Annotated in this window: 17 protein-coding genes; all 17 read right to left on the reverse strand. The window is 53.4% G+C overall.

The genetic code is table 11. The features are described from left to right. Positions 1-13: 13 nt before the first annotated feature. Positions 14-766, reverse strand: coding sequence for an ABC transporter ATP-binding protein (locus tag C162_RS09670; RefSeq protein WP_036693900.1), 753 nt, complete (start codon positions 764-766; stop codon positions 14-16). Next, the gene (locus C162_RS09675) at positions 757-1,521 is read right to left on the reverse strand and encodes an ABC transporter ATP-binding protein (RefSeq protein WP_036693902.1); all 765 of its coding nucleotides are present in this window, start codon (positions 1,519-1,521) and stop codon (positions 757-759) included. Before C162_RS09675 ends, C162_RS09670 begins: the two co-directional genes overlap by 10 nt. Further along, positions 1,518-2,387 (reverse strand): ABC transporter permease, encoded by an 870-nt coding sequence (locus tag C162_RS09680; RefSeq protein WP_156949596.1) that lies wholly within the window; start codon positions 2,385-2,387, stop codon positions 1,518-1,520. The genes C162_RS09675 and C162_RS09680 overlap by 4 nt, the downstream gene beginning before the upstream one ends. After that, complete coding sequence (locus C162_RS09685; RefSeq protein ID WP_063829004.1) at positions 2,384-3,373, reverse strand: ABC transporter permease; 990 nt, start codon at positions 3,371-3,373, stop codon at positions 2,384-2,386. The genes C162_RS09680 and C162_RS09685 overlap by 4 nt, the downstream gene beginning before the upstream one ends. Next, positions 3,370-4,989 (reverse strand): ABC transporter substrate-binding protein, encoded by a 1,620-nt coding sequence (locus tag C162_RS09690; RefSeq protein ID WP_036693903.1) that lies wholly within the window; start codon positions 4,987-4,989, stop codon positions 3,370-3,372. The genes C162_RS09685 and C162_RS09690 overlap by 4 nt, the downstream gene beginning before the upstream one ends. Positions 4,990-5,129: 140 nt before the next feature. Next, positions 5,130-6,257, reverse strand: a complete 1,128-nt coding sequence (locus C162_RS09695) for an NAD(P)/FAD-dependent oxidoreductase (RefSeq protein WP_036693905.1) — start codon at positions 6,255-6,257, stop codon at positions 5,130-5,132. Positions 6,258-6,293: 36 nt separating this feature from the next. After that, entirely contained in the window at positions 6,294-7,049 is a 756-nt protein-coding gene (locus tag C162_RS09700; RefSeq protein WP_084648874.1) for an alpha/beta fold hydrolase, read from the reverse strand. 541 nt (positions 7,050-7,590) lie between these two features. Further along, on the reverse strand, positions 7,591-8,463 hold the full coding sequence (locus tag C162_RS09705) for an amidohydrolase family protein (protein WP_036693907.1): 873 nt from the start codon (positions 8,461-8,463) through the stop codon (positions 7,591-7,593). Between the two features lie 20 nt (positions 8,464-8,483). Beyond that, entirely contained in the window at positions 8,484-11,603 is a 3,120-nt protein-coding gene (locus tag C162_RS09710; protein ID WP_051493357.1) for a GNAT family N-acetyltransferase, read from the reverse strand. Between the two features lie 123 nt (positions 11,604-11,726). Continuing rightward, on the reverse strand, positions 11,727-12,221 hold the full coding sequence (locus C162_RS09715) for a DedA family protein (RefSeq protein ID WP_036693911.1): 495 nt from the start codon (positions 12,219-12,221) through the stop codon (positions 11,727-11,729). Positions 12,222-12,227: 6 nt separating this feature from the next. Next, complete coding sequence (gene pssA / locus C162_RS09720) at positions 12,228-12,752, reverse strand: CDP-diacylglycerol--serine O-phosphatidyltransferase (RefSeq protein ID WP_036693913.1); 525 nt, start codon at positions 12,750-12,752, stop codon at positions 12,228-12,230. A 40-nt stretch (positions 12,753-12,792) separates the two neighbouring features. Beyond that, complete coding sequence (locus tag C162_RS09725; protein ID WP_036693915.1) at positions 12,793-14,547, reverse strand: sensor histidine kinase; 1,755 nt, start codon at positions 14,545-14,547, stop codon at positions 12,793-12,795. After that, complete coding sequence (locus tag C162_RS09730; protein ID WP_036693916.1) at positions 14,544-15,224, reverse strand: response regulator transcription factor; 681 nt, start codon at positions 15,222-15,224, stop codon at positions 14,544-14,546. The genes C162_RS09725 and C162_RS09730 overlap by 4 nt, the downstream gene beginning before the upstream one ends. A gap of 697 nt (positions 15,225-15,921) precedes the next feature. Further along, the gene (locus C162_RS09735; protein WP_036693918.1) at positions 15,922-17,763 is read right to left on the reverse strand and encodes an ABC transporter ATP-binding protein; all 1,842 of its coding nucleotides are present in this window, start codon (positions 17,761-17,763) and stop codon (positions 15,922-15,924) included. Next, the gene (locus C162_RS09740) at positions 17,747-19,492 is read right to left on the reverse strand and encodes an ABC transporter ATP-binding protein (RefSeq protein WP_036693920.1); all 1,746 of its coding nucleotides are present in this window, start codon (positions 19,490-19,492) and stop codon (positions 17,747-17,749) included. Before C162_RS09740 ends, C162_RS09735 begins: the two co-directional genes overlap by 17 nt. A 44-nt stretch (positions 19,493-19,536) precedes the next feature. Continuing rightward, a complete protein-coding gene (locus tag C162_RS09745) occupies positions 19,537-20,022 on the reverse strand; it encodes a nitroreductase family protein (protein WP_036693921.1) in 486 nt (161 codons plus the stop codon). Positions 20,023-20,551: 529 nt separating this feature from the next. Next, positions 20,552-21,493, reverse strand: coding sequence for a ketopantoate reductase family protein (locus tag C162_RS09755; RefSeq protein ID WP_036693925.1), 942 nt, complete (start codon positions 21,491-21,493; stop codon positions 20,552-20,554). Positions 21,494-21,622: the final 129 nt, after the last annotated feature.

Genomic DNA, 21,622 nt, shown 5'->3' on the forward strand with positions numbered 1-21,622 from the left:
ATGTGTTGAATGTTCAATATTGCGGCATCTTGGGTACCGCAGACAGTAGCTCACGGCTGTATTCATGCTGGGGCCGGACGAAGAATTCATCCTTGGCGTTCACTTCGACCAGCTGCCCCTGACGCATGACAGCGACGGTATCGCTGACGGCATGAATGACTCCCAGATCATGGGAGATGAACAGCATCGTAAGATTAAGCTCGGCTTGCAGCGTATGGAATAGCTCAAGCACGCTGCGCTGCACCGAGACATCCAGTGCGCTTGTAGGCTCATCGGCGATCAGCAGGCTAGGCTCCACGCTAAGCGCGCGGGCAATAGCGATCCGCTGGCGTTGTCCACCTGAGAATTCATGTGGATATCTGTCCAGTGACTTGGAATCGAGCTGCACCCGGCTAAGCAGCTCCTTACTACTGCGCTCAACCTGCGAACGCTCTACAATCCCGTGGAACAGCAAGGCTTCAGCCAGAATCTCCCGGACGGTATGCCGGGGATTCAGCGAAGAATCCGGGTTCTGGAAGATCATCTGAATCTGCTTATGCTGCGGCTTGCTCCGCTTCTTGCCTAACAGCTCCGCACCCAGCAGAAGCTGTCCTTCATCCGGGGTGATCAGTCCGGCAATGACCCGGGCCAGCGTAGACTTCCCGGAGCCGGACTCACCGACAAGCCCCAGGGTGGTATGCCGCGCAAGCTCCAGCCGGATCTGATCGAGGGCGGTGAACCCGCCATAACGGACGGTTACATCCTGTACCTGTAATGCTACTTCCATAGGGCCCCGCCTCCTTCCAGCTCCGGCAGAGGGAGCACCGAATCCATTAACATCTGTGTGTACGCCTCAGCCGGATGCCGCAGCAGGCTATGCGTCTCGCCTTGCTCAATGATCCGGCCCTGCTTCATCACAACCAGTCTGGAGCAGAGATTGGCTGCGATTGCCAGGTTGTGGGTCACAAAGACCATAGCGAAGCCCAGCTCTAGCTGTAGACTCGTAATCGTATCTATAATCTGGCGCTGAACCGTCACATCCAGCGCGGTGGTCGGCTCATCACAGAGTAGAATGCCCGGCTTGCAGGCCAGCGCCAGAGCAATGACGATACGCTGGCACTGGCCGCCGGAGAGCTGCCCCGGATAGCGGTCTTTTGTCTTCAGCGAATCTGGGAGACCGAGCCGCTCAAGCAGTTCCAGGGCGATGCGCCGCGCAGCCTTATGGCTGGTTCTCTGTCTGTAATATACAACCTCGGTCAGTTGCTTCACTACCGGGCAGAGCGGGTCCAGCGCTCCTCTGGGGTCCTGGAACACCATTGCACTGCTTACCTTGCTGCGGACCGCTCCCCCGGTCTGCTCCACACCACGTGGAAGCAGGCCGAGAATGGCCCGCAACGTCAGCGATTTTCCTGAGCCGGATTCGCCCACTAGTCCCAGGCTTTCGCCGTGTTCAAGGGAGAAGCTGACACTGTTGACCAGAATTTCTGTGGACGGGGCCGTGAGTGTCAGTTCTTCGAGTTCAAGTACAGATTGTGTTGTCATCCTTTTCTCCTCCAGATATCGGCCAGTCCGTCTCCCAGAAGAGACAACGCAATTCCCGTATACACGACTGCGAAGCCGGGAACCGCCGACAGCCACCAGGCTGTGGTAATGAAGGGTTGTCCGTCTGCGATCATCGTTCCCCAATCCGGCGTAGGCGGGGCAATTCCGATGCCCAGATAACCCAGCGTAACAATGGCTACCAAGAGTCCGATCATATCCGTCATCAGCACGACAACGGCTTGCGGCAATACATTCGGCAGAAGATGGCGCAGAAGGATACGGTATCCAGGCAGACCAAGTGTCTGCGCCGAGGCGATCCATTCCTGCTTCCGGAAGGAAGCACTCAGTCCTCTGACCACACGGGCGAATACAATCCAGCCTACCAGAATGAAGGTAATATAGATTCCGCGCTCCCCTGCCCCGCTGGCGAAGGCCACGATGATAACGATCAGATAGAACGGAAAGGCAATAAAAGTGTCCGTGATCAGCGATATAATTCTATCGGTCCATTTGCCATAGTACCCCGAGATCATGCCCAGCATGACGCCCGTGCAGAACGGAATAATCTCAGCCAGCACCATGATCGTCAGATCCGTCCGGGCGGCATAGATCAGTCTGGTGAACAAATCACGGCCAAGCTGGTCGGTACCGAGCCAGTGGGCTGCGGAAGGCGGCTGCAGGAAGGCGCTCAGATTCTGCTCTGTCGGGTTATAGGGACTTAAGTAAGGGATGAATATGGCGAGCAGTATAAGTATTGCGAACATAATGATCCCGATCAGCAGTGACGGGGTGTTAAGTACTCTTCGGAGTCCGCTTGCGGGCTTCCCGAGGTCCGGTAAGGTTGTGTCTATCTGTGTAGTATTCATGATTTCCCCTTCGTTCTGGGATCAAGCCCCCCGGAGATAATTTCAATCAGCAGACTGATGATTACAACAGCCAGCGCACAATAGAGCGCAATCCCCTGAATCACCGGGAAATCCCTGTTCGAGATAGAGGTGAACAGCAGGCTGCCTATGCCCTTGATGCCGAAGACCTGCTCCACAACGAGCGTTCCTCCGATCAGGTAGGACACATTCACTCCAAGCAGCATCAGCGTCGGCAGCGCCGAATTGCGCAGCACATGCTTGAACAGGATGACTCTGGACGGGATTCCTGCTGCCCGGAGAGTGACAACGAATTCGGATTCCAGCACCTCCAGCATTTGCGCACGCAGCGAGCGGACCAGCGTAGGAATCTGCGAAAAAGCAATCGTGATTGCCGGAAGTACCAGACTATGGAGCGTACCCGACCAGCCCTCGCCGATTCCCCCTACGGGGAACCAGCCCAGCCGCACGCTGAAGAACAGAATGAACAGAATCCCCACCCAGAAGACCGGCATCCCGAGGGTGACCGCTGGAATAATGCGGATCAGATGGTCTAGCAGCTTGTCCTTGTGGGTGGCAGCAACCGTTGCCAGCAGTAGTGCTGTAATTATCGCAAGGCCCGAGGCGATTACAATCAGCAGTAGTGTGACCGGAGCACGCTCTGCAATCAGCTCTCTGGACGAGGTGCCGGCAATAATAGAGTTTCCGGTATCTCCCTGAGTGAACAGCAGCTTCACGAACCGGGTGAACTGCTCCCATAAGGAGAGATCAAGTCCCAGTGTGTGGTGCATATTCTTAAGCGCTTCAGGTGTGCTGTATTCACCGAGAATCATTTTGGCGGGATCGCCGGGTACCATTCGGATCAGGAAAAAGACCGCCGTCATCACGCAGAGGATAACAAGTAAGGCTCTTACAAGGGCTAGGGCCAGCCACTTGTAAGAACCGTTGTTTTCAGCTGCACCGCTCAGGGTCAGCTTGGATTTCATCATTTAGTTAGCCGGACATCTTCCAGACGGACGCTGCCGTTAGGCAGAACCACAAGTCCGTCAACAGAAGAACGGGCGCCGATCAGGATATCCGGATAGTACAGCGGAATGTAAGGAACTTCATCTGCCAGCGTCTGTAAAAGCTCCGTGTAGATGGTAGCCCGTCCTTCACCGTCAGCTGTCTTCTGGCCTTCATATAGCAGCTTGGTTACCTTCTCATTCGTGTAATGCGTCCAGTACGATTTGCTGAAGCCTTCCGGGTCGGTCTGGAACGCCAGAATCGAGTTCGCTTCCGGGGAATCCGCCTGACCGCTGTTCAGCATCGCCGCGAAATCATAAGCGAAGAAGCGTTCGCGGAAGGTAGCCAGCTCCACTGATTCAATCTCAATCTTGATCCCGATCGCCTGGCCGGCAGCCTGGATAATCTGGGCTTCCTGGGCCCGGGTACTGTTGCCGGAAGCAACCAGCAGCTTGGTGGAGAAGCCGTCTGGGAAGGCCGATTTGGCCAGCTCTGCCTTGGCAGCCGCCGGATCGAAGCTCAGCGCCTTGATCTTATCATTGGCATTGTAAGGAATCGTTGTCGGCAACAGGGAAGTCGCCGTCTGCGCATAGCCGAAGGTCAGGGCCTTGGTGAGTCCGTCACGGTCAAGCGCCAGGGCCAGTGCCCGGCGGACATGTACATCGGAGAAGTGCTTATCCAGTGTGTTGAAGAATAGCTGTTCTGTCACCCAGCTGCCGTTCGTCACTACTGTAGTGTCTGCACCGTCCTTGATTTCACCCGCATTCTGTAATGACAGGGCTTCAACTGCATTCACCGCTCCAGCTTTAAGCTGGTTGATCGCCTGGCTGTCGTCCTGGATCAGCTTATAGACAAGCTTGTCGATATAAGGCTGGCCTTCCTTCCAGTAGTTAGTATTCTTGGTGAAGGTAACATCACCTGCCGGGTCCCATGTCTCGATCACGAACGGCCCGGTGCCTACCGGCTTCTTGAAGAATTCCTCTTCGGTTACGCCGCCGAAGTTATTCGGGAGTATCCCGTTCGAGAAGTTCGACAGCTCCGAGATGAACGGGGTGTAGGGTTCTTTTAACGTGATTACGAGTGTCTTCTCATCCTGTGCCTTCACCGTATCCACCTTGGCCGAGATGGCCAGGGGACCGCCAACCTTCAGATGCCGCTGGAGAGAGAATACCGCATCCTCTGCGGTTACCGGCGTACCGTTCGAGAACTTCAAACCGTCACGGAGTACGAATGTATACGTTAAGCCGTCTTCGCTAATCGTATGCGAGGCTGCGAGCTGATCCGTAATCTCACCTTTGCTGTCAAAAGCAACCAGCGACTCAAACACTTTATCAATCGCAAATGCGTTATTCGATGTAATCTGGTTATGCAGATCAAATGAGGTTACGGAAGCCGGGCGGCCATACACGAAGGTGCCTCCAGTTGCAGGCTCTGCTGTGCTTGCACTTTCCGTTGCCGCTGGAGCCGTACTGGCCTTAGTTCCATTACTGGAATCCGCAGGATTAGCAGACCCGGAGCAGCCGGCAAGCAGCGATACGAACAATACCGCAAGTGTGCCCAGCCCTGCTGTTTTTCTCATAGAAGCTTTTAAATTTATCACGTGTGATCCACCCTTCCTATAAATCATATATGTTTAGTATGGATTGTATTATGGATCAGACCTTCACTTCTGTCAAACAAAAATTCATCCGGTCAGCCGAATTGAATCATAATGTTCCAATGAAGGAAATGTATTCGTAATCATCCGCCCGTTATAGCTCTCTGGAGAGTATAATCGTCCAGCTCCAGATCAGGCTCTCTGCCGAGTGCCAACTTCGCCAGCTGATAACCGATATACGGCCCCATCGTAAGTCCGGAAGCTCCCAGACCATTGGCCGCGAGGACCCCGCTCCATCCGGGAACAGCCCCTATGACCGGCAGGAATCCGGGAGTGAACGGCCGGAAGCCGACCCTCACTTCATTATAGGTACCATCCGCAAGTCCAGGCGCAACTTCCAGCCCCTTAGTCAGAATCTCCTGCATCCCGCCGGCGGTCACTCTGGTATTATATCCTTCTACGTCATTCTCATGAGTAGCTCCGATAACCATCTGCTGGCGGGCAAAAGCGAGCAGATATTGATCGCTTGGCGGGATCACCACCGGCCAGACTTCCGTATCCTTGTGGTCAGATACCTGCAAATGCATGATTTGCCCCTTCTGGTAGCTTACCATAAAGTCAATGCCCAGCGGCCGGAGCAGCGGGTTCGCCCATGCGCCTGCACAGATAATCACTTCATCCGCCGGATAAAAGTGCCCCCCTGCGTTGACTCCGGTTACCCGGCCCGGTTCAAAGGCAAGCGCAGCGTCACCGGTAACCATGACCGCACCTTGCTGCTGTGCAGAATGAAGCAGAGCGTCCCGCAAGGCGCGGCCATCCACTCGGGCAGCCCCGCTGATATGAACCGAGGCGTATCCTTCCGCCAGCAGCGGGAACCGTTCACGGGTCTCCTGTGCGCTAAGCCGCGTAATGACTCCGATCTCCGGGGCATCTGCCAGCCGCATCCGTGCCCGCTCTTCTATTTTGTCGAGCTTACTCTCATCCGTATGTATACTAAGCGCTCCTACCCGGGCATAACCGGTATGCGCTTCGCCGCCTTCCATAAGCTGGCTAATCAGCTCAGGATAGAACCGCGCCCCCGCCTTGGCAAGCCGGTACCACGCCTGATTGCGCCGCTGCGACAGCCAGGGACAGATAATGCCTGCCGCTGCATCCGTAGCTTGTCCATTGTCTTGACGGTCTACAATCAGCACCTCTGCCCCCATCCCTGCCAGCTGGTAGGCTGCCGAGGCTCCGAGAATACCTGCTCCGATCACGATGACTTTCTTCATCTGTATGTCCTTTCTGGATGTGGATTTCCCCTTGTGTTAGTGGATACGCTTCTGTGCAAGGAATTCGAGAATCGTATCGTTCACCAGGATGGGCTGTTCCCTTAGCATATGCGGGCGGTGACCCGCGCCCTGAACGATTAGCGTCCTTGCATCCGTAAGGAGGGAAGCGAGCTTCGCCGTTCTGTCCTGGCCTGCGAACGGGTCATGCTCACCGGTAATGAGCAGTGCCGGGCAACTTATACTGCTTAACTGCTCCTCCGTGAGATCCGGGTACCTGATCCAGTCCTGCACCGTTTGCCGCAGATAGTGTTGCCAATTCCCCTGATGGGACTCCTGATGCCTCTCGATCATCTGATCAATGAAGGCTTGCTGCTGATTCGCGAGCAGCTGTTCAGGCTCGTACTCCCCCGCTCCAGCCGGTTCACAGAATCCGCTGGTTCCAATCGTAGTCAGCGAAGCGACCCGTCCCGGATGGTACACCGCCAGGTACAGCCCTACGCCCGCTCCCATACTATATCCAATAAGGTGTGCTCGTTCAATGTTCATTCGATCCATGAATCCGGCGACATCCTCAGCTATTCGCGGAGTAGACCAGTCCAGATCCCGGCAGCGGGTCCTGCCATGCCCTCTCAGATCCGGGAAGTAACATCTGTATTGGTTCTGGAAGTCCAGAACCTGGCTGCTGAAGGCCAGCATGCTGCGGGAATAATGACTGTGCAGGAAGATCACCGGTTCTCCGGTGCCCATCTGTTCATAGAACATTTCAAGATCATCTACCTGTATGTATGGCATAATACCCCTCCCTCTGTAATTAAACCATTACCGGACCTTTACGAGCCAGCGTCGCATTCCCGCAGCATTCATTCGGATACTGAAGGCGCTGGAACGATAGCAACTGCATTTTATACAACAGAAAGCTGTAAAAAAGGCTTCGAAATAGCATCTAGTGTATTCCGTACAATTGAATGTTGAAAAAAGGCTATTTTTCAACCCAAACACAACATTCCACTGTATGAAATACAATAGACTCTCATTATACGGTCAGCTATGCCTTTTCTATTGCAGGAAATACAATCAGCTAGTTGAATTTAAGAGTAGAAGACGGTAAAGGGTGCAGGATCAACCCAGTATCAGCCCAATATCAGCCCAATATCAGCTCGATGTTCATACTCAGACTTTAACACCCTAAAGTTCATTCTAACACTTGTAAAACTGTTGCAGCACTACACTCAGCTTACCACAGGTCATTCGTCAGAAGTAGTAGCCTGCCCCGCTGCCCCGCGCAACAAACCAAAAACCCCCGGAACACCATTCCGGGGGAAGCTTACAAGCCTTACAAATTCAGTTCTCTGATCCGCTCCGCAAGCTTAGGGAACACGCGGAGTGCGTTGTTATAAAATACATCCTCATGATAGGCTTCCGGTACCAGGTGCTTCACGAAGGTAATATAAGCGTCGAGCGGGACCAGCGGCCAGTCGGTGCCGAAGACCAGACGGTCGTATTTCTCGGCGAACACCAGCGCCCGGCGGAAATGATCGGTATAGGTCTGCTCAGTCAGCAGCCGGTCCACCTTGGCCTGATCGCCGACAATCCAGCCAGACAGATCCGTGTAGAGGTTAGGGTTCTTCTCCAGCAGGGCTGCCGTGTCCATGACCCAGGGATCGCCCAGGTGGCAGAGCATGAAGGTTATCTCCCGGTGCTTCAGGAAGGTCTCCTCCATGGACAGCGGGTGCGAATACTTCAGCAGCCCCTGATCCGCGTATGTCAGTCCGCCATGAATGACCACAGGTAGGCTGTAAGCGGCAGCCAGCTTGTAGACCGGATCATAAATCTCATCCCCCACATTGAAGTGGTAGTACCCGGCATACAGCTTAATGCCAACGACATCGGAGCGTTGCAGCGATTGCTCCAGGGCTTCTAGCTGCCCCTCCAGATGAAGGGTAAGCGGGTTAATACCCACGCTGGTGAAGAGATTGTCCGGCAGCGTCTCGCTCAAGTCAAGCAGCATAGGATTGAGCGCAGCGGAATCGGGAAAAGCTCCGGCAACCGTCTCGGTCACTCCCATGCCGACTCCGGCAATGACACCGCTGCGGCGGAACTCCTCCAGGAGTCCCTTGCCGGTATAATCGATATGCGCCAAGGTCTGCGCCGTTTCGTGGAAGGCTGCAATATTGGAATAATGCACATGTGCGTCAATGATTTTCATAGAAGCTTCCTTTCTCTAACTCACTTCTTGAACCGGATCGACAGCAGATCGCCATAGGCCTGCTCAGGTACCTGGAGATCCGAGATCAGATAGAATTGCGGCTTGGTGAACTGCTCCTTGCCATCCTGCAGATGCAGGTACTCCTCCGCATAAGACGTCAAAGCGACGGAATTGACTAACAGGGAAGGTGACGGATGCTTAAATGATGTAACTAATGACAGACGCTGCTGGCGTTCCATGGAACCCGCTTGCAGAATCCCGTTATGGCTCGCATCCTCTGCCTGTCCACGGCCTGATTTGTAGGTGAGCTCTTGACCTCTGCTGTTCTTAAGATACGCTCTTCCATCCTTCATATCGGAAGCGGCAGTATAGAAAGTTGAAGTCTCAAGCGTAAGTGGGCATAGCGGCCCGCCTGTATTCTGCTCCACATGTACCGTAGAGACAAGAACTGGAACGCCCGGCAGCAGCATGAAATACTGATGCAGTACGAGTCCTTTATATTTATCATTCTTCTGAATGGTTACGCTCATCCGTATCCCCGACCAGCGGTTCCCCTTATTATCGGTTAATTCGGCGAAATCAGCCGTTAACGGCTCCTCCATGAAGCTGCGCAAGGCAATGTCGCCTACACTGGTTACGATACCGCCCACCCAAGGATTCCACCAGGATCTCGCAACCGGCTGCGGAAAAGAAGATTCCAGCCATTCCTCGCCCTGATAGGCAAGCGAGAACAATCCCGGCGCGAAGTCAGGGCTGGCCTGTATCCGCAGAATGCCGTTGTCCACAGCCAGTACCTGTGCCCCTTCTGCTGTGAGTCTCTCCTGCCGGACACGTTCATCCGCGACAGGCAAGACCAAGAAGGATTGATCCTGAACATAACTGTCCATATCCAGATGCAGGGTCAGCACATCCGGGACAGCGCCCGATGGTACTGTCAGCGGCAGAGCTGCTTCTCTGAGCTTCTCTTCCTCTTGCACTGTTAGCCGGGCTTCCTCCACACTGCCTGCTTCGGAAGAGACCCGAATCTCACCCGCCAGATAGCTCTTCTTCTGCTCCTGAAGGAGAAGCTTAGCCTCTCCGCTTATGAACGGATTTCCGTTATTCAGATTCAGCTCCAACTGCTCTGTAGTGGTCAGTTCCTCAGCATTGCTGTTACCGCTTTGCAGCGCATAGGCACGGAAATCCTGCCAATGGTCCCAGGTGCCCAGAGCGATCCTCAGCGGCGGCGTCTCCTTATGCCCGCCAGCGGGAATTCGTCCCAGGGAATGCTCCACAGCATGCATCCACGACTCCTGGATCAGCTTAAGCTCTGCCGGCCAGCTAATCCCTCTGGAGAAGCCTTCATCCGCAGCGAACATCCAGTTCTCCGTGAATTCCTGCGCTTCCCAGTAATCCATGCCGGAGGCTTCAGGCCCTGCACTCAGATCTATATATTTGCCGCGGTAAGGGATGACGCCGCCATGCAGGTTGAAGCGGAAGCAGTCCTTCAGGAACAGCTCTTCCTCCTGACCAGTAGCCTGCGGGTTGTCGATTCTGAAATAACGGGAGACCATCCCGTTGCTGAACAGCTTCACAACCATCGTCAGCAGCAAGCCTTCCCGGATGCCGGCCTCATAAGTGGCTTCGAGCACGATGGCCTCTTGATCTCTGAAGATCTTCACATCCAGCGCCGAGAATTTGTTGAATTCATTCGTATAAGGTAATCCAAGCTTAGGATAAGGCAGGTTCATCAGATATTTACGGTTCTGGAAAAAAGTAAGCCAATGATTTGTTTTGTTGAGTACGGCCGAATAGCGGCCATTGCTGATGATCCAGTCCTTGTCGGTCGGACCGCCGAAGGCCGTCTCTGCTCCGGAGAAGACCAGGCTCAGCTCCTGTTCCAGTATAGCTGAATCGGCTCCTTCTTCTACACTGCGGATGCTCACCGTATGGTGCCAAATGCCGTACCCGAGCAGCTGGGCCGCTGCGGTGACGGTTCTCCGGCTCTTTGCCGGAACCTCTACGGTGTAACGCTTTTGACTGAACGACAGAATCTCGTCCTCCGGCAGCTCAAAGCTGAACACGGTGTCCTTGCTATACTCATTCTCTACTGTTACATCCAGTTCGACCTCTTCGCCTGCGAAAAGCGTTCTGTCAGGTACCTGGAGCTTGACCTTGACCGGGAATTTCGGCTTAATGCCCAGCTTGAATACGGCAGGCAAGCCGTTAATGAGCAGTTCAGCCTCCACCACAGGGTGGGTCTGATAGAGATCCTGCTCCTCCTTCACCGGATGGATGAAGAAACGGCCTTCAATCCGTGCCTCGGATTCGATATTCTGAGCAGCGTCCAGGTCCATGCGGATTTGCGCATTGCTTTTACCGCTAATCTGGAGCGACAGGGGCTTTCCGCTTTTATTAACAGCTTCGTAAATGACAGGGTATTCCGCTCCAAACGGCAGTTCATGCTGCGCAGGAATCGTTACCTGTATCCGGTAATCCTCCGTCTCAATCAGGCGCAGGCCACGGCCGGTCCGCTCATATTCCATTTTCAGCGACAGGCCATCCTTCAGCCATTCATATGTAAAATAGTCAAAGCCGTTTTCCCCATGACCGTCAGGCTCCACCTTGATTTCACGGACGCTGTCGTTATACCAGTCTATCTTCTCGAAATAAGACTTCACCGCTCCGGTCTGAAGCACAGAGGGAATGAAGTTCATCAGGTGAGTGGTATCATCCCGGTTTTCCCAGAAGAACCCGCTTTTCTTGTACGTAGGCACCGCCTTGACATTACCGGGCCAAGTATAGAGATCCAGCCGCGGCCAGCCTAGCTTAATCGTCTCTTCAATCGAACGCCTTACCAGCGCCTTGCCCACCTTGCGTCCATGGTAATCCGGTCTCACGTTGAGCAGAGCGATATAGAGCGCCCCGGTATCCTCTTTATAGTGGGAGAAGCTGCAATATCCGATGACCTCTGAGCCGCTTACCGCCAGGAACAACTTTAGCATCGGGCTGTTCTCGTGTTCACGCAGCACGCTTTCCTCGGTCCGGTACGCTCCGTCTCCGCCCCAGCTCTCTGCGCTTTTGTTCCACATCTCGGCAATGGAAGCGGCATGCTTAGCTGGCACATATTCTTCAATCACTATCTCTTGTAATTCGGGCATTACAGTCATACCTCCTAAGATCGCTATAATTCCTAGCTTCATAGCAATAATACTACTTGCAGTATATAACAGAACGTTCAGCCGCTGTAAGTTCCTGTTTGATTATAAAAGATTATTACTTAATTAGACAAAGGTTAGCTTCGATCCGATCAGATAGCCGATGGAGACAAACAGGAGTGACCAGATAAAGGCACCAGCCAGGGTAACCACTAAATATTTTCGGAAGGACATGGCACTGATGCCCGAGATGTAGCTGGTCACATGCCGGATGCCCGGAACAAAATAAGCGATGAAGATCGTCCAGTTGCCGAACCGGAAAAACCAGCGTTTGACATAGGCAAACCTTTTGGGCGTCAGGCCTACCCATTTCCCGTACCGGTCCACGACAGGCTGCCCTACTCTGAGACCGATGGTGTAGCTGATCAGCATGCCTGTAATCGAACCTATGAAGCAGACCAGAACCGAAAGCGAGAAATCCAGCACCATGGTAGAGGATAGATAGCCAACGAACAGCGTCAGCAGCTCATCGGGAACGGGAAGTCCGACAAGCCCGAGCGCCAGCAGCGCGAATATAGCTATATAACCGTATTGTGAGATCATCTCGATGACCCATGGCATGAACAATCACTTCCTGTTAACGAATTTTTTGAACGAAGGGAACGGAACCCTGCTTATCATCAGTATAGACAACAGTCCCATAATTAAAATGAGCATTTCCGGCTTCAGTCGTTCACCTATAAGCGTGGTCATCGACAGAAGCAATCCCGCTGCCGTAATCGGCATGCCCACGAAGCCCTTGGAAGGAGCCGAGATATTGAATCTGGCCAGCCGCAGCGCCCCGCAGATCAGGAATGCGACCGCAGCCACAGGTCCGACCCACTGCACGTTCTCCAGCCGGTATAACAGAATAAGAAAGACGGGAGCAATACCAAAAGAAATAATATCCGCCAAAGAGTCCAGTTGTTTACCAAAATCACTGGTGCAATGCAGCATCCGGGCAAGCAATCCGTCCATAACATCGCATATCGCAGCCAGCAGTATCATTAATAAAGCAAGATCATAACGTTCTTGAATCGTGAATAGCAGGGAAATTGATCCGAAGCCCAGGTTTCCCAGTGTGCACATTGAAGGCAGCCAGCTCCATTTCATGCTGTTCACTCCTTTCCTGACAAGTTAGTATTAGGGCGGCTCAGCCTCCAAAGGTTACACTAAAACAGACGCCGTCCGTGGTGTTCATCACTGCATACCGGCAGCCATGCATATCTAAAATTTGCTTCGCAATGGATAATCCGAGTCCGGTCCCGCCCGTCAGACGGCTGCGTGAAGCCTCGATCCGGTAGAACCGCTCCCAGATATGCGCCAGTTGATCCTCGGGGATTCGCTCCCCTTTATTGTGTATGGTGAACAGAAGCTTCTTGGGCTGACTCTCCAGTCTAACGGTTATGGTACTGCCCTCTTCGGCATGACGGATTGCGTTGGTCAGCAGATTGCTGAGCACCTGTTCAATCCATGTAGCATCCGCATACACGGGCAATTCATTCGCCGGAATAATGACCACATCCAGCTGCTTACTTTGAAGAGAATGCACCAGTTTATCGGTCACCTTCTCCGTCATTTCGCTTAGCATGAAGGAGCTTTTGCGCAGCTTGATCGTGCCGGACTCCAGCCGGGCCAGGTCCAGCATATCTTTTACCAGGAACTCCATCTTGTCGGCCTCTTCGATAATGACCTTGATGTAATGATCCTGCTTGCCGGCGCTCACCCCGTCCTCCAACCCCTCGGCGAAGCCCTTGATAATGCTAAGAGGCGTCTTCAGCTCATGAGAAGCACTGGCAAAAAAGTCCTGCTGCATCTGCTCCAGCTTCTTCTTCTGCTCCATCTCCTCCACCAGCTGCTGATTCGTCTCCCGAAGCTCGCCCAGTGCAGTGTCCAGACTTTGGGACAAGGTGAACATGCTTTTGGACAGGTTACCCAGCTCATCCTTCTGGCGAATGGAGTTATGACCGGTGAAATCGAGCGCTACCATCCGTTTGGCCGTATTATTAAGCTTGATTAAGGGCCGGGTCACCATCTTGGAATAGAACAGCGACAGGACCAGAATCAGCACGAACCCGCCAAGTCCCAGGTATAAAAAGAACCAGCGCAGCGCTTCATTGGAATCCTTAACATCCTGCAGCGAGGTCACCGAGAACAACAGCTCAATCTCCCCGCTGGCCTGCTTCACGGGCAGAATCATTATGGAATTGCGGATACCGCTCCAGGGAGCCGTCCACTCTTCCTTGACCATGTTCAGATTACTCAGGCTCTCCAACTGACCCGGATTTAACGGGAACCAGTCCTCTATGGCCTCGAAAAGGATGCCCTGGCGCGGGTTCCATATTTTCAGATCCGGCAGGACCAGCTCCGTAATGGTTCCGGTAATGCTGGTATTGTCCGAATCCGCCTCCTCGCCTACCGGCGTTCCCCCTTGTTTAGTAATATTAACCGGATAGAACAGATGCCCGAGCTCGCTTGCGCTGACGACATGCTCTCCCTGTATAGTCACCCGGTCATTCTCCTTCAGATGGGCCGATCTCAGCATGTCGCCGAACTGATTCATGAACAGGGACATGGGAATCACCTGAGTCTGGCCCTTCTCATCGATCAGCTTCATGCGGAACGGATCTTCCGACTTCATCCGGCCGTCAAGCTTCATAATGACCATCTGTGTCTTGTTGCGCAGCATGAACCGGACCAGCTCGCGGGAAGTGCGGGTTCTGCCCCAGGCTTCTTTGGTGTAGCTTGTCCCGAAGCTCTTCAGATGCTTCTCCACACGGGACTCCTTCTGTATCTGGTAGAAGCGGTCGAACAGCAGGAACTGGCTGAGGATTACCATCCCGTAGAAGCAGACGAAGAAGATCACGGTCATCACGAACAGCTTGAAGGTAATTCCCCATCTCTTCATTCTTCGTCCTCGAATCTGTAGCCGGTTCCAATGACCGTGCGGATATGACGGGATTCATACCCCAGCTTGCTGCGCAGTTTCTTGATGTGACTGTCCACAACCCGGGAGTCCCCCTCGAATTCAATTCCCCAGACCCGGCTGAGGATAGTATCCCGAGAGACCACATGGCCCTTGTTGCGGATCAGCAGCCACAGAAGATCATATTCCTTCGGGGTCAGCTCGACATCGGCACCCTCCACCTCTAGACGGTGCGCCATAGTATTGAAAATGGCCGAGCCGAATCTCACTACACCGGATTCAGGCTGATGTGCGCCTTCGACCCGTTTCATCAGCGCCGCAGCCCGGGCCACCAGCACCTTGGGACTGAAGGGCTTGGTCACATAATCATCGGCTCCCAGCTCGAAGCCGTGTATTTTGTCATCATCGGCGGATTTGGCGGTCAGCAGAATGATCGGGGTTGCCGATTTCTTGCGGATCTCCCGGCATACCTGAAATCCGTCCATTTTGGGCATCATAATATCCAGAATCAGCAGATCCGGCACCAGCGAATCGAACCATAAGAGCGCGTCCTGCCCATTATCGGCTTCGCGCACCTCCCAGCCGTCCTGTATGAAGTAATCCGACACCAGCTCACGGATACGCAGCTCGTCTTCGACAAGCAGTAACTTTTTCTTCAATGTACTCCCTGCTTTCAACCCGTTTATACCTCTCAGCATAGTCGAGTGTTATGTCCTTTATGTGTCCTGGGGTGAAATTAGCAGATAAATGGGTGCGAAGTGTGTTTTGAAAAGCATATTTGAGTTACTCAGGAAGGCCCTTGGTTTCAAGTATGATATACGTCTCAGCACGGATGGACGCTGCGCAAACGGAACGTTGTTACAATCGCTGTGGTCCCACAGAACACAAATTTGAAAGGTAAAGTATCTCAGCAAACGCTCCACTAAACAACTCACTGAACGCCTCATTAAACGCCTCATTAAACACCTCACTGAACACCGCGCTGGATAAATGTTGTACTTTTTGCAGGAACTTCGTCCGTTTGAGTTCAGATCATGCACATTGTTGTATTTATTGCAGGAATTCGGTGAGTTATGCAGCTGAGGAACACACATTGTTGCATTCTGTGCAGGAATTCCGTCAACTTAACCCTTAAGGAACACACATTGTTGTAATTAGTGCAGGAATTCCCCAGCGTGGTGCTGGATTATGCGCATTGTTGCACTTTGTGACCAATATGACCATAGGAAGAAAACGAAAGCGTGACCGGTCACAAATTTAATATCGGCTGAATCCAAAACGCAAAACAGCGATTCTCTACTAAACGGAGGATCGCTGTCTGCTATTTAATCATCGTACCTTATCGGCGCGCCTTGCTTACCCGGCTTCAAAGGCTTGCTTGAATTGGCTGTTATACAGCTCGGAATATATCCCTTGCAGCGCTAGGAGCTGGCTGTGGCTTCCTTGCTCAGCGATCTGGCCGCCCTGGATGACCAGAATCCGGTCAGCATCTTGAATGGTGCTGAGCCGGTGGGCAATCACGAAGCTGGTGCGGCCCTTCATCAGTGTCCGCATGGCCTGCTGGATATGCATCTCTGTCCGGGTATCCACGCTGCTCGTTGCCTCATCCAGAATGAGGATGGCCGGATCAGCCAGGATGGCGCGGGCAATGGTCAACAGCTGGCGCTGGCCGTGGCTCAAGGTGGTCCCTTCTGTACCCAGCAGCGTATCGTACCCCTGAGGCATACGCGCAATGAAGCCGCTGACGTTGGCCAGATTGGCCGCCTCTTCCACTTCACGGTCCGTGGCCTCCAGGCGGCCGAAGCGGATATTCTCGCGAATGGTTCCCGAGAAGACATGGGCGTCCTGCAGCACCATTCCGAGCTGGCGGCGCAGCCCGTTTTTATTGAACTCCCGGATATCTCTGCCGTCGATCAGCACCTCACCGCCGCTCACTTCATAGAAGCGCGTCAGCAGGTTGACAATGGTCGTCTTCCCCGCTCCGGTCGGCCCGACCAAGGCGATAGTCTCACCCGGCTGTGCGGTGAAGCTTACACCGTTCAGAATAGGATCGGTCGGCTTATAGCCGAACACTACATCCCGGAACATAACTTCCCCGCGTATCCGCTCCAGCTCCTGAGGCTGCTCCCCGCTGTACTCGGAGGGCATATCCATCACTTCGAATACGCGCTCCGCTCCGGCAATTGCCGATTGGATCAGGTTATACTGGTTCGCAAGGTCGGAGATGGGCCGGCCGAACTGCTTGGCATAATTCAGCATACTGACGATGACCCCCACGGTAAGCAGCTCACGATAAGCCATCCAGCCGCCAATTCCGGCAATCAGTGCAAAGTTCAGATTGTTAATCAGGTTCATTACCGGGCCTACCAGGCCGGATACAATCTGCGCCTTAATGCTCGCTTTGTTAAGTTCCCCGCTTATTCCGCGGAATCTGGTAACCTCCGCCTGTTCTCTGCGGTATTGCTTAATCACCTTCTGGCCGCTGACTGCTTCTTCAATGAAGCCGTTCAGCTCACCCAGATGCTGCTGCTGATCCTTGAAGTAGATCCGGCTTAATCCGGTAATCCGGCGGCTCGCCAGCACGACCAGCGGAATGGTTACCATTGCAACTCCCGTCAACGGCACATTCAGCATCAGCATAATGACCAGAGAGCCGCTAAGTGTAATCAGACTGTTCAGCAGCTGGGTTACACTCTGATTGAGCGAGTTGGATACGTTGTCGATGTCATTGGTTGCACGGCTCATCAGCTCGCCGTTAGCATGGGTATCGAAGAAGCTGACCGGCAGCTCCTGGTATTTGGCGAACAAATCACGCCGCAGCTCATATACCGTGCGTTGGGAGACGGAGGTCATTACATAAGCCTGCACCCAAGAGACGGCGCTCCCCAGCAGATAAATGCCGCCCAGCAGGAGACAGAACCGGACGAGCAGACTGTAATCCTGCGGGAGGATCGCGGTATCAATGGCTTTTCCCAGCAGGTAGGGACCGATCAGGGCAAGCACAGCATTCAGAATCGTGAATACATAGACCATAATCAGCCCTGTCCGCTGACGGTTCAGATAGGACCAGATGCGGATGACCGTTGCCTTACTGTTCTTCGGGCGTACCTTGGGTGTAACGCCAGCCCGGCCCGGAGGCCCGCCGCCTAACGCTCCAGGTCCGACGGGAGCCTGCTCTCTTTTACGTTGACTGGACATAGGGCTCCTCCTCTTCCTTCAGCTGGGAATGGCGGATGTCCCGGTAGATCTCGCTGCCTGCCATCAGCTCGCTATGTGTACCCTGCGCAGCGATCCGCCCGTTCTCCAGAATCAAGATCCGGTCGGCATCTATAATAGAAGACACCCGCTGGGCAATCATAACGACAGTGCAATTCTGAAGCTCCGTCTTCAGCAGCAGGCGGATGCTTGCTTCGGTAACCGCATCCAGAGCGCTGGTGCTGTCATCCAGGATCAGAATAGACGGTTTGATCAGCAGCGCGCGTGCAATGGACAGACGCTGCTTTTGCCCGCCTGACAGGTTCACCCCGCGCTGCCCGAGCAGCGTGTCGTAGCCTTGCGGCATAGCTGTGATGAACCCATGTGCTTCTGCGGCCACAGCCGCCTGCTCCACTTCTTCATCTGTTGCTTCCGGCCGTCCGTAACGGATATTATCCCTGATACTGCCGCTGAACAGCAGGGACTGCTGCATTACGAACCCGATCCGGCTCCGCAGATGCTCTATGCCAATCTCACGGATGTCTGTTCCGTCGATCATAACCGCACCGGACAAGACCTCGTAGAATCTGGGAATCAGACTAACCAGGGTAGACTTTCCTGCTCCGGTAGCCCCCAGAATAGCGATCGTCTCTCCGGGACTGGCTGCAAAGCTGATATCCTCCAGCACAAGATTCTCATCCCCGCGGTTATAGGCGAAGGAGACCTTGCTGAATTCAATCCGTCCGAGCGTAATGGCTGCTTGATCCGCCGCAGGCGCTTCGGTAATTTCACTTGTGGCGGCGAACACTTCATTCACGCGGTCTCCCGACACCTTGGCCCGTGATACGAAGGCAAGCATCGTGCTCATCATCATCATCGACATGAGCAATTGAGTAACATAATTAATGAAGGCAATTAGTTCACCAACGGGCAGTGCCCCGTTCCAGTTCTGTAGGCCCCCGAACCAGAGCACGGCTATAATGCTGGCATTCAGAATAAGCATCATAAGCGGCATATTCAGCGCCATCAGGCGGATCGCCCGGATTCCGGTATCGGTATAGCCTTTATTGGCGGTATCGAAGCGCTTCTGCTCATGGTCTCCACGGACGAAGGCTTTGATTACACGAATGCCGGTGAGATTCTCCTGCAGCACATTGCTCACCCCATCCAGCTTCTCCTGCATCCGGGCAAATAACGGAAAAGAAAGCCGGATCAGCACAAACAGCAGGATGAACAGCAGCGGCACCGCAGCCAGTAGGATCATCGCCAGGGACGGGCTGATCCGGACCGCCATGACCAGACTGCCGATCAGCAGCAGCGGTGACCGCACGAAGCTCCGCAGAATCATCTGCACGAAGGTCTGGAGCTGCACCACATCGTTCGTCAGCCGGGTGATCAGCGAGCCGGTCTTCATCCGGTCCAGATTGCGGTTCGAGAAGGTCTGGATATGCTCAAACAGCTTGAGACGCAGATCATTGCCGAAATTCTGTGAGGCAATACTTGCACATATCGCACAGCCTACACCGCCGGTCATCCCGATGACAGCGATCCCAATCATTATTCCGCCTGTTGATAGGATATGCGATAAATCATTCTTCATCAGGCCTTTATCCACAATGCTGGCCATAAGTGCAGGCTGCAGCAGGTCCATCACTACTTCAACTACCATTAACAGCGGGGCAAGCACGCTCCAGAGGGCGTACGGCTTCATGAAGCCCCTGAGCTTCCACATTCAGTTCACCTTCATCTCATCAGTCGTTGCATCCGTTCTTCCATTTAGGGCAAATATGTGATTTTGTCAGTCATTGGTATTCTCTGCTTGGCAGCAGGCACTTCCGAAGGATAACCTACGGCAAGCACCCCAATAACATCCTGTTCTTCAGGAACGGCCAGCACCTCACGGCCCTTGGCCGTACCGCCGAGTGAGGACCAGAACACACCTGCTCCCGCCTCATGGGCGGCCAGCATGAAATTCTGGATATAGCAGGATACGGCCATGATATTCTCTTCACGCTCCACTGACGTAGCGGCAGACTTGGATAAGACTCCAATCAGCATTGGAGCGCCGCCAAAATCAGTCTTATGGTTCAGCGCTGCACGAGTCTTCGGCCCAATGAACAGCAGCTCCCACGGCTCATTCATACGGTGGTTCGGAGCATAGCTGGCAGCCTCCAGCCAAGTATTCAGCTCCTCCTCGTTAATCGGGTCTGGCCTGAAGGCCTTAATCGTTCTTCGCGTTTGAATAGTATCGATGATAGTCATAGTTGGTCCACTCCTTCGGTTGTATTTGTATCCACATGGTAATAAGCATATCTCTTTAGCACGTTAAATTACAATACTTTATAAGTAGATTGGAACATTATGTATATGGTGTTAATGATTTTTTTATGCTGAAAGTGAATGGGCTCCTGGGCAAAAACAGCCTTACCCATCTGTCCTCTCACCAGCGCAATGTAATCAGTTTTTCGATTACATCCAGTCATCTGTCCTCTCGCGAGCACATTGTAATCGGTTTTCCGATTACATTTGGCCATCCGCCCTCTAACCAGCGCAATGTAATCGGTTTTTCGATTACATCCAGCCATCTATCCTCTCGCGAGCACATTGTAATCGGTTTTTCGATTACATCTGGTCATCTGCCCTCTCACGAGCGCAATGTATTCGGTTTTCCGCATCCATTGTGCCTTCACCTACTCGCAAGAGCAAAAACAGCCCAGCAAACTCCGCCTAAGCGGAGCTTCCTGAGCTGTTCGTTGGAGGAGTCGATTTGTTCTCCGTTCATCCGTTCATCCTAGGCCTGCTCCAGCGCATATTTCCTCATCGTCTGCTGCTTGAAGTCATCCCACGCCGGTGTGGACAGACGGGCTTGAAGCATCAGAGGTTCGAAGGCTTGATAGAGCGCTGCAATCTCGCTGAATGAGCCATCGATCAGCTTCATGAAGGGCAGCTTTTGTAACAATCTCAACCCTTGGGCGAGCAGTGCCGGGTGCTTCTTCGCCCCGTTAACCAGGGAGGCGGGATTAACGGGTAAGCCCAGCGCAGAGAGCACGCTGAACCCTTCATCCATTAAGGCAACCGCCTGTTTCCAGAGGGCGGAGTCTTTGCTTGCTTTTGCCAAATCAAAATCATAAAGATAAATGACCGACATCACCGGGATAATTGAAACTATGTGACTCAGGAGCCAGGCGTTAATATCCTGCGAATAATCCAGCTTATACTTCGTCTGATGGAAGGCCTCCGCAAGCTCCGTCTTGAACGGAATGTCACCCTCCAGACTGCCCAGCACCATCTTGCCGCCACCGCTTACAACGATAACACGCCCGTCTTCCTCACGGGTCCCCCCGTTAATCTGGAAGCCAAACGCAATATTCTGGGGTATCCGGCTATTCTCGTTGAAGAACTGCTGCATCCCGCGGGTATCCCCGTTATTGCCGACAAGCACAATATTCTTACTGTCGTTGTCCGCCAGTGCTGGCAGCACCGCCGGGAAGTCATTGTATTTCATCACTACGAAGATCAGATCATAGACGTCGTCCCTCCGCAGCTCGGATATTACCTTCACCTGATCCACAGTCGTTTTGCGCTGAAAATAATGCCGGAGGACCAGTCCGTCTTTCTGCAATTGGCCCGCCCGCTTCGTTCTGGCCAGTATGGTGACCTCATTCCCGCCCCGTACCAGCACATGTGCCAAATAACTGCCTATTACCCCTGCACCCATCACTAATATACGCATCTCATATCCCCTCTCCGCTTCAAACAGTTGTTCAAATATAAGGATTTATCTGTTGTACACGATAATTTATCCTTCTATTTCGCTGAAACGGTACCGTCCTTTAAAAGGACGGCAAAGCCGTTTCTACTT

Source organism: Paenibacillus sp. FSL R7-269, from assembly GCF_000517865.1.
Lineage (GTDB): Bacteria > Bacillota > Bacilli > Paenibacillales > Paenibacillaceae > Paenibacillus_AQ.

Coding starts and splice junctions, on each gene's coding strand:
- C162_RS09670 (WP_036693900.1), bottom strand. CDS start 766: ATGGAAGTAGCATTACAGGTACAGGATGTAACCGTCCGTTATGGCGGG.
- C162_RS09675 (WP_036693902.1), bottom strand. CDS start 1,521: ATGACAACACAATCTGTACTTGAACTCGAAGAACTGACACTCACGGCC.
- C162_RS09680 (WP_156949596.1), bottom strand. CDS start 2,387: ATGAATACTACACAGATAGACACAACCTTACCGGACCTCGGGAAGCCC.
- C162_RS09685 (WP_063829004.1), bottom strand. CDS start 3,373: ATGATGAAATCCAAGCTGACCCTGAGCGGTGCAGCTGAAAACAACGGT.
- C162_RS09695 (WP_036693905.1), bottom strand. CDS start 6,257: ATGAAGAAAGTCATCGTGATCGGAGCAGGTATTCTCGGAGCCTCGGCA.
- C162_RS09700 (WP_084648874.1), bottom strand. CDS start 7,049: ATGCCATACATACAGGTAGATGATCTTGAAATGTTCTATGAACAGATG.
- C162_RS09705 (WP_036693907.1), bottom strand. CDS start 8,463: ATGAAAATCATTGACGCACATGTGCATTATTCCAATATTGCAGCCTTC.
- C162_RS09710 (WP_051493357.1), bottom strand. CDS start 11,603: ATGCCCGAATTACAAGAGATAGTGATTGAAGAATATGTGCCAGCTAAG.
- C162_RS09715 (WP_036693911.1), bottom strand. CDS start 12,221: ATGCCATGGGTCATCGAGATGATCTCACAATACGGTTATATAGCTATA.
- pssA (WP_036693913.1), bottom strand. CDS start 12,752: ATGAAATGGAGCTGGCTGCCTTCAATGTGCACACTGGGAAACCTGGGC.
- C162_RS09725 (WP_036693915.1), bottom strand. CDS start 14,547: ATGAAGAGATGGGGAATTACCTTCAAGCTGTTCGTGATGACCGTGATC.
- C162_RS09735 (WP_036693918.1), bottom strand. CDS start 17,763: ATGTCCAGTCAACGTAAAAGAGAGCAGGCTCCCGTCGGACCTGGAGCG.
- C162_RS09740 (WP_036693920.1), bottom strand. CDS start 19,492: ATGTGGAAGCTCAGGGGCTTCATGAAGCCGTACGCCCTCTGGAGCGTG.
- C162_RS09745 (WP_036693921.1), bottom strand. CDS start 20,022: ATGACTATCATCGATACTATTCAAACGCGAAGAACGATTAAGGCCTTC.
- C162_RS09755 (WP_036693925.1), bottom strand. CDS start 21,493: ATGCGTATATTAGTGATGGGTGCAGGGGTAATAGGCAGTTATTTGGCA.